Source organism: Acinetobacter sp. 1124_18A (assembly GCF_052824995.1).
Map to the genome: position 1 here is coordinate 643,913 of NZ_VTDF01000002.1, position 16,917 is coordinate 660,829.

The 16,917-nt window shown below is 35.6% G+C and carries 11 protein-coding genes and 2 pseudogenes; 1 reads left to right on the forward strand and 12 read right to left on the reverse strand.

Translation table 11 applies throughout. The annotated features are described in order from the left end of the window. Positions 1-29: 29 nt before the first annotated feature. The 8 genes from FY048_RS07495 to FY048_RS07530 form a co-directional block, all read right to left on the reverse strand. Complete coding sequence (locus tag FY048_RS07495; protein WP_446090711.1) at positions 30-1,439, reverse strand: hypothetical protein; 1,410 nt, start codon at positions 1,437-1,439, stop codon at positions 30-32. Next, a complete protein-coding gene (tssG, locus tag FY048_RS07500) occupies positions 1,436-2,434 on the reverse strand; it encodes a type VI secretion system baseplate subunit TssG (RefSeq protein ID WP_446090712.1) in 999 nt (332 codons plus the stop codon). Before tssG ends, FY048_RS07495 begins: the two co-directional genes overlap by 4 nt. Beyond that, the gene (gene tssF, locus FY048_RS07505; RefSeq protein ID WP_446090713.1) at positions 2,398-4,209 is read right to left on the reverse strand and encodes a type VI secretion system baseplate subunit TssF; all 1,812 of its coding nucleotides are present in this window, start codon (positions 4,207-4,209) and stop codon (positions 2,398-2,400) included. The genes tssG and tssF overlap by 37 nt, the downstream gene beginning before the upstream one ends. A 16-nt stretch (positions 4,210-4,225) precedes the next feature. Continuing rightward, positions 4,226-4,702 carry a type VI secretion system baseplate subunit TssE gene (gene tssE / locus FY048_RS07510; RefSeq protein WP_002048404.1) on the reverse strand — a complete coding sequence of 159 codons (477 nt, stop codon included), beginning with the start codon at positions 4,700-4,702 and terminating at the stop codon, positions 4,226-4,228. A 78-nt stretch (positions 4,703-4,780) separates the two neighbouring features. Next, complete coding sequence (locus tag FY048_RS07515) at positions 4,781-5,284, reverse strand: Hcp family type VI secretion system effector (RefSeq protein WP_003651052.1); 504 nt, start codon at positions 5,282-5,284, stop codon at positions 4,781-4,783. Positions 5,285-5,333: 49 nt separating this feature from the next. Continuing rightward, complete coding sequence (tssC, locus tag FY048_RS07520) at positions 5,334-6,815, reverse strand: type VI secretion system contractile sheath large subunit (protein ID WP_017389328.1); 1,482 nt, start codon at positions 6,813-6,815, stop codon at positions 5,334-5,336. Then, positions 6,808-7,311 carry a type VI secretion system contractile sheath small subunit gene (gene tssB, locus FY048_RS07525; protein WP_003651049.1) on the reverse strand — a complete coding sequence of 168 codons (504 nt, stop codon included), beginning with the start codon at positions 7,309-7,311 and terminating at the stop codon, positions 6,808-6,810. The genes tssC and tssB overlap by 8 nt, the downstream gene beginning before the upstream one ends. A 16-nt stretch (positions 7,312-7,327) precedes the next feature. Next, the gene (locus FY048_RS07530; protein WP_446090714.1) at positions 7,328-8,017 is read right to left on the reverse strand and encodes a hypothetical protein; all 690 of its coding nucleotides are present in this window, start codon (positions 8,015-8,017) and stop codon (positions 7,328-7,330) included. 750 nt (positions 8,018-8,767) lie between these two features. On the opposite strand from FY048_RS07530, the gene FY048_RS07535 reads away from it, so the two are divergent. Continuing rightward, positions 8,768-9,772, forward strand: a complete 1,005-nt coding sequence (locus FY048_RS07535) for a formylglycine-generating enzyme family protein (protein ID WP_446090715.1) — start codon at positions 8,768-8,770, stop codon at positions 9,770-9,772. A gap of 2 nt (positions 9,773-9,774) precedes the next feature. On the opposite strand, the gene FY048_RS07540 is transcribed toward FY048_RS07535, so the two are convergent. The 4 genes and pseudogenes from FY048_RS07540 to FY048_RS07555 all read right to left on the reverse strand — a co-directional run. After that, entirely contained in the window at positions 9,775-12,741 is a 2,967-nt protein-coding gene (locus tag FY048_RS07540) for an ATPase (protein WP_446090716.1), read from the reverse strand. After that, positions 12,742-15,528, reverse strand: a complete 2,787-nt coding sequence (locus FY048_RS07545; protein ID WP_446090717.1) for a type VI secretion system Vgr family protein — start codon at positions 15,526-15,528, stop codon at positions 12,742-12,744. A gap of 346 nt (positions 15,529-15,874) precedes the next feature. Continuing rightward, a pseudogene (locus tag FY048_RS07550) lies at positions 15,875-16,213 on the reverse strand (hypothetical protein); the annotation flags it as partial. A gap of 259 nt (positions 16,214-16,472) precedes the next feature. Beyond that, a pseudogene (locus FY048_RS07555) lies at positions 16,473-16,917 on the reverse strand (hypothetical protein); the annotation flags it as partial.

Genomic DNA, 16,917 nt, shown 5'->3' on the forward strand with positions numbered 1-16,917 from the left:
CTATTCTCGTTCTAAGTCCAAAGTTTAAATTAGTTATTCAACACCATCACATCATCTTCTGAATTTTCAGTGACACTTTGCACAAATGTATGTGCTGACACCGTATTTTCACCAAAGACAAAAGGAATGATATGTTCAGGAAAATGCATGCTCAGCATAAAGCCATAAATATCAGCTAAATGTTGGGTATGCCCTAATGAAGATTTCACATAAATATAGTGATGTGGTTCTACTGGTGTTTGAAGAAAGTGCTGCTGCAATTTTTTCGAAACTTTTATATCGGTCTGATCTGACAATATCAGCACATAAGGTTCCTCACCTTCATGCTGAGGTAAATCATGAAATTCAAAATGAGTAAAAAGCTTCGCCGTATCTTGTTGGCCTACAACAACTTTCAGATTTTTAGTAGGTTCTAATTCTTGAGTTTTTACTAAAGGATCTGCCAGTAAACAACTTGCTGCAAATTCAGCAGGAATATAATCTTTAATCATCCAAGACTTTTCATCGACTAGATCTTGATCAATTTCCGAATCAGCCACGACTAAAAAGAACATCTCATGCTCTCTTTTATGAATACCTTTTAATAGGTGTATTAACTCTTGGTAAGCTAATTGCTCTCCAAAAAAATGATACTCGATATGGATCTTTTGAGCAGGAATACCAATCTCAGTAAAAAAGGCTAAAATTAATTCATTACTTTGATCATCATCCCAAATATGTAATAAATCTTCAGAAAGAAGGATGTGTAGATTTAAGCGATTTAAACGATAAACTTCGACTATCGGCATTTGAACATCATCATATTCAGACTCAGGGTCAACCCATGCCGGATGCATATGATATTCACGTGCTTGCTGCGACTCGTAAAATAAAGTTGAACGTTTTAAATGCTCTGCAAGAAGATATAAGTTTTCTATATTTTGTTCTAATTGCTGTTGTATTAATGACATCATACGAACTTGTCGTGGAGATGCATACTCGCTCTCCTCATGATTATCTTCATCCAAGTCTTTAATACGGTAAGATAAAAGAGGCAATCCATAAGAATTTAACAGTTGATCATCCAGCTCTGGACTTTTAAAGTTTTGTAGCTCCGCAATAATGCTTTCATTCTCACCCAGTGCATGTACAGCAAAAGAAGAGTAAATATTAAAATCTAGCTGTTCGAGTGGTGCATCTGTTACCGCGGTTTGTTTTTGATTAGCATCATTTTTATCTTGATTTATAGCCTGTTCTTTCTTGTCTTTGTAAGCTTTATAGGCACTATAAATTAGCCAAGGAGATAAGATCGCCAAGGTAATAATTGCTGGTAATAGCAAGAAATAAAGGAAAAAATCACCCTTATCAGGGTTATATTGAACGTCACGCCAGTAGAAAATAATAATTCCACTAACCACTGTAAAAATAGCAATAAACGAGAGTAATATTTTTTTAATCATATTGTCTCTCCAATAAGGCTATAGCAAGTTTCATGACTATGCACTTTCGGTTGTTTTGATATAAGAAAAGAACCTTGCCCCAGACCACTCTGATTATGATGAGTTAGGCAAATAGGTTGTATTTCTGACTCATCTAACACGAGTCGAAGATCTATTGATAAAGTTGGACTACACCAAGTTTCTACAATTTTTTTTAGTTTTAAACTTAATTCTTGATTTGGCAGGAAATTTAAATATTGTTGACGTTTTAATGGTCCAATCTGAATTTCAATTTTTCCATCAATTTGCTGAATGGTTTCACCACAAAATGTATTAACACCAAGTAGGCTCGGCTGAGCTCCACCTAAAGTGGTTAATTGGTCACTCGCTAACTTAAAAGATTCTTGTATAAACTCTTTAATCGTAATTTCATGCTTAAAAATACATGACAGCATCGTTTTTAAGGCATGAACTGTATTATTCTGGCCCTGCATTAATCCAGAAAACTCTGCAAAATAGTCATCAAGTTCAGTTTGCTGATGTTGTGACCGTACATAGCCATTCAACGCATGCAGAATATCTAGATAATCATTTTTATGCTCGGTCTCATATCGAATCGGCAGATTATAGGTAATACTGGACTCTACATATTGAGCAGTAAGCTTATGGTTAAATAAGCTCAGAAACTCTTTAGTTTCAGCTCTTTGCTGACGCGAAGCCTGTTTAATCTTGTTCGTATACGTATACGGTAAAGCGCCTTGTATACCCGTAAGACCAACGATTAAATTCGTGATATAAATCCGCCCATCTGATAATTCTAAATTTTCAATTTCCGTAGCAGGGAAATTTAAATTAAAGGATGTCTCAAACTTGAAATGATCACTCCAAGATGAACCAACTGCACGACTTGAATCGTGCCTTAATAGACGTGTTGCTTGGATAAATTCAAAAGACTTTGGCTTTGTAAACAACTCAGCTGTTATAGAAGAGTCTTGCCACCAACGTTCTGACTGCATTGGTATAACTCCTGCTGAGATGAATAATCCTTAACAACCAAATCAACAAAACTATTAATTTGAACCTTTAAATTAAAAACACGACTTAACAATTGGCTAAAAATGTATAGGCTATGCCCTCTAAATACAGATGAATCAATTTGCAACTCGGCCTTCACACCCCGTACAAACATTGGGAATGGTTTACCATCTACCAGTTTGTGAGTAAGTGAAAATTCAAGATGTTTAATTGATTCAATAATTAGATAATTTTCTTTTGATAGCGGTAAGTTATATAAAGCAAGTAACTCTTTAATATGAGATACAGCATCACCTTTCATTAGAGCTAAACTATTTAATGAAAGATGCGAAATAACACGCCACTGCTCACTCTGGCTTTGACCAAATTGATATGGTTTTGTAGGTCTTTTTAAAACAATGGCGCGTCTAGCCAAACTACTGTCATTCAAGTTCAATATATTATTAGACTGCCCCAATGCTTCATGTGGTAAGTCACGATTTGAGCATAATAATTTTGTACTAATAAAATCTGAACGTGTTGAAGAAGGATTTAAATTCTTGGAAATAATTGAATATCCCATTTCAACAAAATTCGGTTGGAGTTTTTGATAGTTTACCGAATAGAAAAAGCGCGCCTTGTCTACATGGTAATGACTCATTGCGAAAAAAGGCAGTACAGGAACATAGCTTTCTTCATGACTGTTTTTTTCACGCACCATATTCATTTCAGTGATTGAATAGACTTGATAAAACTCAGGATGATGCGCATCTGTAATTAATGGGTATTCTAATTGCTTATGTACAATCTTTTGAGGTTCGGCATATTTTTCAAATAAATTAATGACTGGTGTAGTGAACAATTTAAAATTAGCGACATTTAATTCAGAATAATTTCGGACTACAGCTTGATCATTTAAATTTAATTTAAAGTGTATAAGCAGCTCAAAATCATTCTCTTCTAGAGATAGATTCTTTAAAAAGTCTAAATCTAGCTTAAGATAATTGAATTTTTCAGGAAAACAGAAATACTCCATGAGCAAACGATACGCATGATGAGTATGTTGATCGAGTGGCAATAGACTTTCTTGCTCTGAAAAACCAGTTAACTCAAATGGATTTTTATCCAACGCTACAACTTTCTGCCCTGTTTTTATGGCAAAAGTTGTTTCCTTCTTAAAAATACTGTCTAGTACTTGAAGCGGAAAATTAGAAATTGCATCTAAATAAATAGGAAGCTTTTCATTTATTAAACATAAATGAGCATGGTTAAAAATTTCAAACTTAAAAGTTAAAGTCGCATTTTGACTTAAATGCATATGTGCACTAGGTGTACTTTTGAACTCTAGCGCTTGCAAACTTATCGGGAGTAATTTGATTTCTTGCGTGGTATTAAACTCACACTGAACGCCTTTAAAACTGCGAGACTTCAAAACCGTATGTGTAGGCACAACATGAGCTTCTGTGAGCTGTTTGATTTTATTTATATCTTCGAAACTTACCACCGAACAAGCAGGAAAGTGACGTAAATATTGAGGAAACATCACCTCAAATAAAGAACGTGTAAATACGTCATAACTATCAGCAAGTTTTTTATCAATGCGAGCAGCAATTAATGAAAACGCCTGTATGAGACGCTCAATATGCGGATCATCAATTTGCTCTTGATTTAACGATAAACGCTGAGCAATTTTCGGATATTTTTGGGCAAATTCTCGAGATTGCTGACCAAATTCTTGTAGTTGTTTTTCGTAAAACGGTAAAAGCTCTTCTATCACAACACACCCACTACGCTTAGGTTCTCGCCGAAATTACATATTGTTGCGTTGTCGGTTTTAGCAATGCATCAAAAACGACAGGTTCATACAGTGGATGAATATTTAGATAAGCCTGAATGCTTAAACACAATGCCCCCATATTATGCCCATCCAACAACATCTCTACCCTTATTTGTCTTAATCTGGGCTCATGAGCTGCAATTGATTGTTCAATTGATTGGCAAATCTTGTCTCGATCTAGCGGATTGGCTGTAGAAAGCCCCACAAAATCAATAATCCCGAACTGAAGTATAGATTTTTTAACTAGCGGATAATCATCGACCACGTGGTCCAATTTAGCGACCCGACTATTTAGCAAGTCTTCTAAATCTTTCGCTACCGATTCTCTTAATTGCTGAATAGAAAGACCTTTTGCATAATCTTCACTTTCAGGAATTAAACGATCAAACAGCGTTGAACGAAATCCGTATGGATAAAGCCGATCTAAATTCATTCGAGTTCACAACAAGCATGCTTAAAGACAGCAGAGGCTAACTTTATGTCAGCCTCCACCAAATATTCACTTAAATAATTATGCTGCGTAAGAAGCAGTATTATTAGAAAGTGACCATTTCTTAGTAACAGCACCTTTAGCAGTACCGTTAATATCTTGTTGGTTATATGTCCATTCAACAGCTGCGTATTTCAAACCAAACGCTTCAGTTGGAACACCTTCTTCATTAACTGTTGGAGTTACGCTAGAAACTAGAACATGCTTCAATTTAATTTGTAAGTACTTGATGCGTTTGTCACCATTCGCACGATAAAAATCAATTTGTACTTCATCAAATGTATAACCAGCTGAACATGCTTCCCATAATTTCGGGCTAGTTGCATCTAGGTCTTTAATAAAAAGCATATCTGAATGTTCAACACGTTCAGCAGTATGACCACCAACACTACTTGAAGTAGCAGATTTAGGTTGACGAATGTTGTGAGACCAAGAGTTAACTTCTAACCAGCCTTTGTGCTCAGAATCACGAGACTCGCCATCAACTTTATACTTACCGCGAAACTCAACGTATATATCTTTCATTTAGAACTTTCCTATTTTTAATTTAAAGTTATTCTTTCGCTGACCTTTATTAATTTGAGGACTGAGGTAACTCAGTAACAAGTCGTAAAGAAACTGACAACTCATCCAGCTGGAAATGTGGTCGTAAGAAAACCACAGATTTGTAGTGACCTGGTTGAGCAGGATCTTCTACAACTTTTACAGACGCTTCACGTAGAGGGTATTGAGCTTTCGCTTCTTGGGAAGCACCGTCGTCAAGCAATACATACTGTGACAACCACTCATTTAAAAATGCTTCAACATTTCCAGCAGAAGCAAAGCTACCCACTTTATCTCGCATCATTGCTTTTAAATAATGAGCAATACGTGAAACGGCCATGATGTACTGAATTTGACTTGATAAAGCAGAGTTTGCATTTGCTGTATCATTGTCATATTTTTTAGGTTTTTGAGTTGATTGCGCGCCAAAGAAAGCAGCGTAATCGGTATTTTTACAATGTACTAAAGGAATAAAGCCCAAATCGCTTAGTTCTTTTTCGCGGCGGTCAGTAATCGCAATTTCTGTTGGGCACTTGAATACCACTTCGCCATCTTGTGTTTTAAACGTATGAACTGGCAAGCCTTCTACTAAACCACCACCCTCAACACCACGAATTGCAGCACACCAACCATGCATATCAAATGCATTTGTTAAACGCGTACCGAAAGCATAAGCAGCATTCATCCACAAATATTCGTTGTGGTTTGCACCTGAAACATCTTCAGCAAAGTTAAACCCTTCTGTAGCTGTTCCTTCTTTTGGATGATAAGGAAGACGACCAAGCACATGCGGCAATGTTAATGCGACATAACGAGAGTCTTCACTGTCACGGAATGAACGCCATTGAACATATTCAGCCGTTTCGAAGATTTTTGAAACATCTCTAGGGCGATCGATATCTGTAAATGACTCAAGACCCAAAATGCTTGGGCTAGCAGCTGAAACAAATGGTGCATGAGCTGCTGCTGCTACATGAGAGATTTGCTCAAGCAAATACATATCTGAAGGCGTACGGTCAAACTCAAAATCACCAATGAGTGCTGAATATGGTGCACCACCAAAAGACCCATACTCTTCTTCATAGATTTTTTTGAACAAAGTGCTTTGATCAAAGTCTGTAGCACCTTGGAAATCTTTTACCAACTCTTTTTTAGTCGTATTTAACATACGAATTTTAATGAGCGGATTAGATGGTGTTTCTTGACAGAAGTAGTAAAGACCACGCCAAGTTGACTCAATCTTTTGGAATTGCTCATTGTGCATGATCTGACTTAATTGATTTGAAATCAGTGCATCAATTTCGGCAATACGCTTATCAATTGATAAAGTCATATTTTCAGAAACTGTAATTGTTCCTGCCATTACTTCTTTAGCAAGTTCACCGATTAAGCTTTTTGCACGCGAATGTTCTTCTTCATTTCGGGCAATACGACTTTCTTCAACAATCGAGTCTAAAAGATTAACTTGTTCATTTTCAACAAGTGACATTGCTGCAGATTGAGTATTATTCATGATCAGCCTCCGCACTTAATTTACGGATCTGATCAGTACTCTTAAGCACTTCATCAAGTAAGTCTTCTAGACGCTCACTGTTCGAAATCTTATTTCTCAAATCAGTTAAACGCTCACGTGCTTCAACCAGTTTCTTTAATGGGTCAACCTGTTGAACAACATTTTCTGGGCGAAAATCTTCCATTGACTTAAATGTTAAATCAACTGCAATTCTCCCACCCTCTTCAGTCAACGTATTATCTACCTGAAAAGCTGCTCTTGGAGACAATGACTCCATAACTTCATCAATATTATCTAAGTCGACATTGATGAATTTTTTATCTTTTAATTTTGTACGTTCAAGCTCAGATGCTGCTGAAAAATCGCCCATTACACCAACAACAAATGGTAGTTCCTTCGCTTCTTTTGCATCACCAATTTCAACATCATATGTAAGCTGAACACGTGGCGGTCGAATTCGCTGAAGCTTCTTTTGTACGCTTTCTCTCTTAGCCATAAGATTCTATTCCTGATTATTTAATTAAAGGGTCAAAAGGCGAACTTTTTGATTTATTAACATTGGCTACAGGGGCAGTTTTTTGTTTAACCGCAGTTGCTTTTACTGGAGTTGCTACTCGTTTAGTTGCTGTTCTGGAAGTAGTAACTCTGTTACGTGTTACAGTTTGTTTTTTATAACTTCTTCGTTCGTTATCAACTGAGCTACCTTCTGAAGCAGCCTTAACATTTGAAGTATCAGGCGCAGGCATTGAAGTATGAATATTTTCAATTAACTGTTTAGCGGGTGGGTACGTTACATCGTTGCTTAAATAACGCATTTCCTGACTTCGCATGTGCTGCAATGAGTTATTTGCAATGCTTACACCAGATAAAAATAAAACATCTGTTATTAATGAACCGCGTATATTTTGACTTTGCAATTGACTAGCCAAATTCAAAGCCTTAACTGGTTGATTGGTTTGATAAAACCGCATGGCTGCTTTAGCTAATAAATCATTTTTTTGAGTCGTATTATCACTATCACAAACTTGCTTAAAAATATTCAATAGCTCAGGATCATTTTGGCCTTCTGCTAACGGATTCTTTTTAATACAACTTTTTTTAAGTTTTACAGGCTCTAGTTCTGCTGCTTGAGCACCTGATAGACCGATAATGTTTCCAGTCAGAAAAAGTATCAAAATACTTCGTTTCAACACAACTTTCATTCCTCTGTTTTCTTATTTATTCAAGGCTTTACTGAAAAGTTAATATTGAGAAAACATTAAAAAATCAGACTATAAACCTTATATTCAAAAAATTTATGCGCAGTTTATCATATAAACAAACATATTTTATATAAAAATCATATCAACTTAAACTAAAAGTAAATAGTTAAGATGGTTATAAAATATAGCTTAATAAAGTTATTCTTATAAAAATATAATATTGTTATTTTTTGTAATTAAAAATAAGTTGTTGATTTTTATCAAATAAATAAAAATAAAACTGAATGAAAAATTTATTTAAATATCATTTATTTAGTTTTTTTGAAACATTTGCTTAACAATATTTAAGTTTATATTAACTACAAGGTGCTTCTATTTGGTTACGAACAAACCATCAAAACTTATAGTAAAAAAGTGCGCTACAAAAAACCATGAAACTTGTCAAGACTAATCTGTCTATCTATTATACTTTTTAAATAAATTTAGTTTCCATGATAAAGGTTAAAAAGTACCACTCCCACCCCTAAGCATGCTTTTTCAATATATTTTCATCAAAAATCTAGAAGCAAAAAAATTAAGTTTGTTTTTGTAAACATAAGGTAAAGAATTATAAAATATCTTAGTTCATTTTAGTTTTTCATAAATCAAAATGTTTATTTACTTAGCTGAATAACAAAACCGCTATTTATATCTTCCACGTCTCTTACTAAAATAGTTTCATCAATATTCAACCTAATGATTTACAACAAAATGATGAAACGGAATATAGCTGTTGTTTTATTTTCAAGTCTTGCTTTAAGTGCTTGTGCTAAATCTAGTGAGACAAATCATAAACCATCAAAGCCTTCACCAGAACTTCAGCAAAAAATTCAGCAATTGGTTGAAAAAACTAAAAAGAATATGATCTTTGTTGAAGGTGGTAGCTACCTAATGGGTGATTTTGGACTAGCCACACCAGAATTAGAAAAAATGGTTCCAAATAGCATGGCGGTGAAAAATCCCAAAGGTAATACTGAAAAAACCAATAACCAGCCTTTCTCTTCTGGGGACAATAATAAAACCCTACATAAAGTCACGCTTAACAGTTTCAATATGAATGCCTATAAAACAACGTTAGAAGACTTTAATATTTTTACAGCAGCCACCGGACAAAATGAGAGTCCAGATAATAAGCGATATAATCAGCAAATTGCTCACGAAGTAGCGACTGGTATGGGTTGGCAACAAGCCAAAGACTACTGTCAATGGCTGGGACAGCAAGTCGGCACTCCAATGGATTTACCGACTGAAGCTCAATGGGAATATGTAGCTCGAAATAAAGGGCAATATACTCTATTTGCAACCAATACAGGCCATATTGAAGAAGGGAAAAACTTATGGAGTATGGAACAATACGATCAATATATTGAGAAAAACAGCCCCTCTACTGCCGTAAACATTCCTGTTCTAGGGCAAACACCACCGAATCCTCTGGGTTTTTATGATCTTGCTACCAATAATTATGAATGGATGAATGATTGGTACAATAAAGATTACTATGAACACTCACCTACTGATAACCCAACAGGACCTAAAACAGGAACTGAAAAAGTATTACGCAGTACCTCGCCAATGGGAGCAGATAACTTGCTGATGGCTGATGGATTAAACATAGCTAGAACTAAGGCTTTACCAACTCCAAATGAGGAAAGTAAAACCAAGTATCGTTTATATTCTGCCCGTTGCGTCGCGAATGTTCAGCAACCTATAAAATAAATTTAAACCATATATGAATCATCTGAATTTTGTTCATAATTTGCAGCAATAAATAGTTCAGCATCGGTACCATCTACTGCAATAGACGGTACTGATTCTGTATTTAAAGCAATTAAAGTATCAGCATTGATAATACGTGGTTGTTCAGCCATTTTTTCTCTTAATTTCTCTAATTCTCTAGGATTATTCATTGGTGCTTTTTCATGTAAAGGAATAGTTTTTACGATTTTAGAGCGTAATTTTTCGTATTGCTCCACATATTCACTATCACGTCCAATACTATCTGAATTAAGAGCATATTTTTTAACAAAATCACTAGCTCTTGACCAGAATCCATCATGAAAATATACCAATAATTGTTTTTCCAAGCTTTGGATACTCTGTTGCGATTTTGCCCCTCTCAATGACATCCTCTGGAGCACATTAAACCACTCATCTTCAGTTACAATTGTTTCAAAAATTGCAAGTACCGCTTCTTTATGTGTAGGTAAAAAAGGGCTAATTCCTGTTTTAGGCATATCAGTAGCATGTGTATATTCACTATGCCTTGTCATCTGATAAATTAACATTCCTTTAGCATTTGGGGTAGCCATTTTTAACCAATCCGGTTGACGTTTAATTTTATTTGCTAAATCGACAGATGTTTTTGCAATAGAGTATTTGGCGTTAAATGTTTCAAACTCCCCTGCGATATCACTTAAAACTTTTGCTGTTAATGAATCATTACCTAATGCAATTACAGCCAACTGGCTTAAATTAGCAAATGCGTCTTTTGCAATAAAACCCAACACGGTAAATTGAGCTCGTAAAAGTTGATAATGCACCCATCTTAATACTTCAAGAACCTGGCTAAAATCAATAACGAAATCTAACGCACCTTTTGCCCCCAACCCAACACATAAAGCGGCTTTTGCTCTAAAACGAAATTGGTTGTGTTCTAACCAGTAAAATAACTTAAAATTAACACCGGCTCCTAAGCCCGCACTTACAGCAAAATCGACAGCTAAACTCGCTAAAGGTTTAAAATCCTTAGCTTCAGGTGAAAGCCACTGAAATTCTCCAGATGGTTTGATTCCCGCTTCTGCACCAGCAAAAGCTTCAATTTGCCCCTCAGAACTTGCCCCACTACCAGGAATGATGGTTTCATCTCGATCCATTGGGACAAATCTTGGACGGTTTTCTCCCATATTATTGGCGAGTGAAGGATTTCGATTTCTTCTACCATTAGCAGCCAATTGTTGCTGCCCATTTTTACTATAGCTTATCTCTAAACCAATCCCCGCAGCCACTTTTGCACCTGCAAAACCGTAGAGTTCCATACCAATAATAAATCGGAATGCACCTAGATCAATATCATCAAAGTTCAGCATCCAACCTTTATCACATGGAATTACATAAGTGGTTTTTGCCTTCCCTTCAAATAACACTAGTTTGCCTTGAGCATTAACATTCGCCTTAGCATTCACCTCACCACTTTCGGGTTTCCAGCTTGCACTTGTCGATAAGCCAGCGCCACCAACACATCTTAACCATTGTGATTGAATATCAACCGTTAAGTTGTCTGAAAGCTTAATTTGTTCGACAAAACCTGCACTAAAAGCGGAGAAATCCCAAACCTTAGTTCCCGTTTGCTTGGAATATTTCGCAAGATCTAAACTAACTTTTTTAAATTCATTATGAATAGTCTCTTGGTTAATTTTCTTAAAGTCTTGTTTTATATCTTTAAGTTTCTTTAACTCCGTCCCTAAAACCGTTACCTTAAAGCTCTCTTTGTTTTTTTTCTTTTGCTGTAACTGCATATATCGGTCAGTACGCAGATACCGACGTCTGAAATCAAACTCTTGAGTGTTACCATTTGGATTTTTCTTTTGACGTGCTTCAAAAGTAATGACTTCTGTTAGATCAGCCGCTTTTTTAAAGTTTTTATTTAGCTCCTCTTCGATCTTTTTCTCTGCTTCTTTTATTTCTTCTTCTGCTTTTTTAACATTAGAAACACTACCAGATTTTATTGCTTCTGCTAATTTATTTTTAGCATCAAAAGAGCTTCCAAATAACTTGTCTAGTTTTGAGCTTTCCTTTTCAAACTCAGCATAATCCTCTGCTGAAAGAACTATCATTTCCTCTCGATGCATATTTAAAATAACAGGCGGTTTTCCATTGCCCTGCAAAGTTACTGTCGTATTCTTATCTTGCTTTGTTATCTTCGCAACAGACTTCAACTGTACAGTGACATAATTCTTTTTACTCATAGTTGCAAAATGCTGTATGTCTTTTTTATCTGGTTGAGCAGACATATTTACGAATTTAAATTTTACAAATATAACCTCACCTTTTGGCGAATATAAAGGTGGAGTAAAACCATTTTTATCTACAACACTCATTTTTACATTAGGTAAACTAATTTTCTTTTCCTTACCCTCTTTGTCAAAAGTAAAAGTTTCAAATGGAATATTATCAGATAGTTTAGTTCCCCTAAATCCCTCTATTTTATAGCGATAATATTGTTTAATTTGATATTCTATAGTAGTGATTCCTTGCTTTTCTTCTTTTATATGGAGACCTGAACTACCATTAATATTAATGGCTTTCTCCCACTCTGAATCCGTTCTTTTAATCCAAAGATCATACTCACCAGCTGACAGATGCATTTCTTTAGTAAAACCTTTCATGTCAGTTTTAGCTTCTCGGTTTTGACTCAAGCTTGGACCTTCATGTACATCTTTATATTTCGCCATATTTTTGGCGATCGTCTGAGCTGGAATAGGTTTATTTTTATAAATGGAGTTCAAATCCAAGGGCTGCACAAGAGGCTTAGGATTCTTTGCACTCCCAATAGCTATCGCAAGTTTATTTACCTGTCCTGGCCGTTTTCCCTTTTCAGTTACAGAATAATCCATTCCATGGCAAGCAATCGTATCATTATCAGGTAACACATTAATAAATAGCTTTAATTTAATCTTATTCATCATTTATTCTTCTTCAAAAGTTACGAAACCATCGTGAACGTGATCTTCTAAACTAATTTGGATTTGCTGAGGGCCCTTGGTTGTGATCTTCTGTGTTTTACCTTGACCATCTGTCACGCCACTGACCATTTCCCCATTCGGTAAAATCATTAAATATTTTTTATTTTTCAATGAATTTCCAGTTATATCTTTGGCTATATAAGTTAAATGGTAATCTGGCAACATTGCCAATTCTGGGTTTTTCGTTGCCACCTTGGCTCCCCCCATAAATAAATGTTGCCCTGCTTTCACCTCAAGCTTACCGCCTGTAACAGGGAAAATGCCTGAACCATTTAGCTTAACTTGAGACCCATTTGCTGTCAGATTAATTTCAGTTGGGCTAGTAATATAAACTGTGTCTTCGGTTGAAGTAATTTGTACACCTTTTCGAGCAATGACATCTAAGCCATCACCTTGCGCCTGAATTTCAACTTTACCTTGACCAGCAAAAAGTCGAGCGCCTTCTTGGGCTGCAAATAGACTTATTTTTTGACTCGCATGACCCACTATATTTTTTTGCGTACTAAGATTAATACTGTCACCAGCACTTTGAGTGAACTGACCATTTGCACTGAGGTGTATATCTTCATTACTACTTACAGCAATACTTTTTGGAGATGCTAACACCATCACCGCTGATTGAAACTCAGCAGCCTTTTTAGGATCTTCTTGTTTGAGAACTTCTAAGAAAGTCTGAATATTCTCAAGCATATCTAACGGATCAGTTTGCTGATTTTTAGCAACTTCGCTGAGTGCCTTGGCATTGTTGAGGCTGCCTGCTATTTGTTGTTTGGCCCCATTTGCATCAAGGTGTACACCTTGGGCTTGGTCTTGTTTATGAGTGCTAACGAGTAAGCCACTGCCTGCTCGAACCGCGCCCCACTGGTCGGTTCTAAGTTCGAAACCTTCACCACGGCCATCACTTTCCGCTTTGTCTTTTGGATGGCTTAAATTACCCAAGTTGAGTTGGCTAGCCGCATGACTACTTTGTAGCTGGGCACTGATCTGCCCAGTAGTGTCATCAAAACGTAGTTGGTTAAAGCCTTTACGATTAACTTCTTCTGAACGGATGCCACTGAGCTTTTTAGTGTCAGGTAACTGGCCTTTCTGATCAAATTGCGTTGGGTTACGTTCAGCTTCGTGAATACGACCCACGACAAACGGACGGTCAATATTGCCGTCAAAGAAGTCAACCACCACGATCTCGCCAACGCGAGGCAAGAAGCGTGCACCATAACCTGTGCCTGCCCACGGGGTGAGTACATCTACCCAAGCCGAGTCGGTATCATTATCGTTACTTCCCGCTCCACCATCATGGCTATGGTCGTCAGTTCGGGTAAACAAGAAACGGACTTTAATGCGCCCCCACTGGTCGACATGGATGCTTTCGCCTTCCAAGCCCACTACTCTAGCGCGCTGCGGGTGAGCTGCTGGTCGGTGCTCTAACGGATGATACTCAGGAACAGTTCTAATATTTCTACGCGACAAGATGAGCTCATTACCTTGACGCTCAGTCTGGTCATTTGGCCCTGATTGATCGTTTTGCCATTGGCTTTGACTAAAAAGTTGATTGATTTGCTGTTGCAAATCTTTAGGCAAATTATTTTGCAGATAAAAGCTTTTCCCAATAATCAGAAATTCTTTGTCTGCCCCGCTATGCATATCTATTTCTGGATGTTCATTCAATTCAAACCAATAGCCAACTTGCGCATCACGTACCGTGGTTTGTGCATGGAAATATTTTGATTTAAATGCATAATAATCAGATAGATTTTGATTGAGTTTTTCTAGCTGCTGGTGACCCGATGCAGTGGCTTGATCTTCTTCATTTAAGTCTTGCATCCAAGCAGGACTAATGTGCCATGCATGTTCTAGACTTAAACTCGCATTATCTTGATTAGCACTATGACCATGCTTTGACTGAACGCTGCCCATGCCTTCTTCTTGACTTAAAGCATCAGCCTGCCAACGTTGCACATGTACGGCTGTAGGTTGTAAGCTTCGAGTTGGCACAAGGCTCGTCATACTGTCTTGTTGTTCAACTGCGCTACTACGGTGATAACGGATATTTCTTCGATTTAGAGCTAAATATGATTCATTATTATCAATTAAACGTAATTTTTGCGGTTGAATCTCATCTGAGCTATTAGTGGCAAACAACTGAGCCTCATCAATTAACCAGTTAATGCCTTCACTACGCCAAAGTCGGGTTAAAAACTCATAATCCGTTTCGTTACTTTGCATGACAAAAGGTCGAACATCGTAGTCTTGGCTTAGGTTTTTTAAATCCAAAGTTAAGGCAGAAGCAAACAACGGACTTTTGTTCTGCCACTCAGTAAATAGAATTTCAGTAATGTTCCGTACACTTTTATTCATAAATACACGGCTATTGCGGCCTTTATGCCATAGCGCGGTCGGGTCTTGTAATCTCAGTTTATACAATGTTAATGAACCATCACTCTGCCCCTGACTGGCTTCTGTAATAATTCCTGTATTTCTAAATAGCTGCCCCTGATCAGTTACTTGATCGACTGCAACCTGACAACCAATAAATTGTTTTAATGAAATATGGGCATTGGTAGAAAGACAAAATAAATCGGCAGTCAGTCCTTCATTGAGCTGATGCTGCCCTTCAATACTTTGTAAAAAGACTTGAGTATTCAACGATGGATTAGAAAACTGAACATGAAGCACGCGTTTTTGCGAGCTGATACCCAAATCTTCTAGAATTCTATGTATATGAGATAACATCTTTTTTATGAAAACTTTGTCAGGATTGGCATTATTTTATAAAATACAGAAACATCTGTCTATTTTGTAAAGAGAAACTTAACCATATGAATACACGAATGAATGAGAATGCTATCCGTGATAAATATAAAAAAATCAATTAACAACTTACGCTATTAATTCACTTTTAAAAGTTGTTAATATTTTAGTATTCTAAGAAATTCATTTTTAATTTAAATTTATTAATAGTATCCACAAATTTTTGACTTACTACATAGATATAAGGTTTATCCGTATCTCTAGCAATAAAAAAGTCATCTGTTGCAAGATCTTTTTTTATAAAGTCATCTTCATCTAATAAATTGTTTCTTTTCTTAATATACATAGCATAAATATCTACCCCTTCATTCCTCACATAGCACTTATAGAAATGACACTCATCTTCAAGAATTTCTTTCATTTCATTAAAAAATCTTTTTGAAAACAATAAAATTCCAGAAGATGAATAATAAAAATCAGTTTCTAATATCTCATTTAATCGATCAGAAAAAATATTATCATAATCTAAACTTATTCTAGGATTTTTTAAAAACTTATCACTTAAATCAAATTTAAAATAATCAACAATAATTTCTTGCTTCCCTTTCAAGTCAAAAGAAAAATCTCTATCAATATACTCAGACGGATAAATTGTATAAAAATTCACAAACCCACCTTTAAAAACACTTTATTTTAAAGTAGTACTTCTAAATAAATATATAGAAGTACTACTTATTCTTTGAATAGCACTTGCACTTTAAATGTGGATTTTATAGCCTTACTGGTGTTCATGTACTAAATTATAGGCCAAACCAACTCATTTATTTCTTCATCACTCAAGTACAAAGAATTAAAGAAATCATTTGGATCACGCCATTTTGCTATATCTAACAAATATTATTTTTTATATGAGAGAGATATATCTGCTAAATTGGCCACACAAATTTATTCACGTCATCTTCACTCAAAAACATAAAACTAAAATCATCAGAGTCTCTCCATTGAGCCAAACTAAGATCAAAAATATCTATACCTTGATATTTATTTTTTTCAATTTCTTCTTTAACAAACTCACTGATAAAAAAAGTATCTTGAGCAGCATCTATATTATTAATTTTCAATACATCAACATCTAAATTATTTAAAAACTCTGCCTTTTCTAAAACTAAAAAATCATTAACCAATCTATAAGATGAATTATTTAAATCCAAGACATCAGTAAAATTAAAAAAATTATTAAACCTAAAAATATAATAATTTTTGTTATTTATTTTTTCTAAACTTTCACTTAATACTTCAATCCCTATAAAATCAAAATCAAAATCAAAATCAAAATCAAAATCAAAATCAAAATCAAAATCAAAATCAAAA

Bases quoted from the DNA above. Each gene is read 5' to 3' on its own strand.
- FY048_RS07540 (WP_446090716.1), bottom strand. From the start codon at position 12,741: ATGATGAATAAGATTAAATTAAAGCTATTTATTAATGTGTTACCTGAT.
- FY048_RS07515 (WP_003651052.1), bottom strand. From the start codon at position 5,284: ATGAAAGATATATACGTTGAGTTTCGCGGTAAGTATAAAGTTGATGGC.
- tssC (WP_017389328.1), bottom strand. From the start codon at position 6,815: ATGAATAATACTCAATCTGCAGCAATGTCACTTGTTGAAAATGAACAA.
- tssE (WP_002048404.1), bottom strand. From the start codon at position 4,702: ATGAATTTAGATCGGCTTTATCCATACGGATTTCGTTCAACGCTGTTT.
- tssB (WP_003651049.1), bottom strand. From the start codon at position 7,311: ATGGCTAAGAGAGAAAGCGTACAAAAGAAGCTTCAGCGAATTCGACCG.
- FY048_RS07530 (WP_446090714.1), bottom strand. From the start codon at position 8,017: ATGAAAGTTGTGTTGAAACGAAGTATTTTGATACTTTTTCTGACTGGA.
- tssG (WP_446090712.1), bottom strand. From the start codon at position 2,434: ATGCAGTCAGAACGTTGGTGGCAAGACTCTTCTATAACAGCTGAGTTG.
- FY048_RS07545 (WP_446090717.1), bottom strand. From the start codon at position 15,528: ATGTTATCTCATATACATAGAATTCTAGAAGATTTGGGTATCAGCTCG.
- FY048_RS07495 (WP_446090711.1), bottom strand. From the start codon at position 1,439: ATGATTAAAAAAATATTACTCTCGTTTATTGCTATTTTTACAGTGGTT.
- FY048_RS07535 (WP_446090715.1), top strand. From the start codon at position 8,768: ATGATGAAACGGAATATAGCTGTTGTTTTATTTTCAAGTCTTGCTTTA.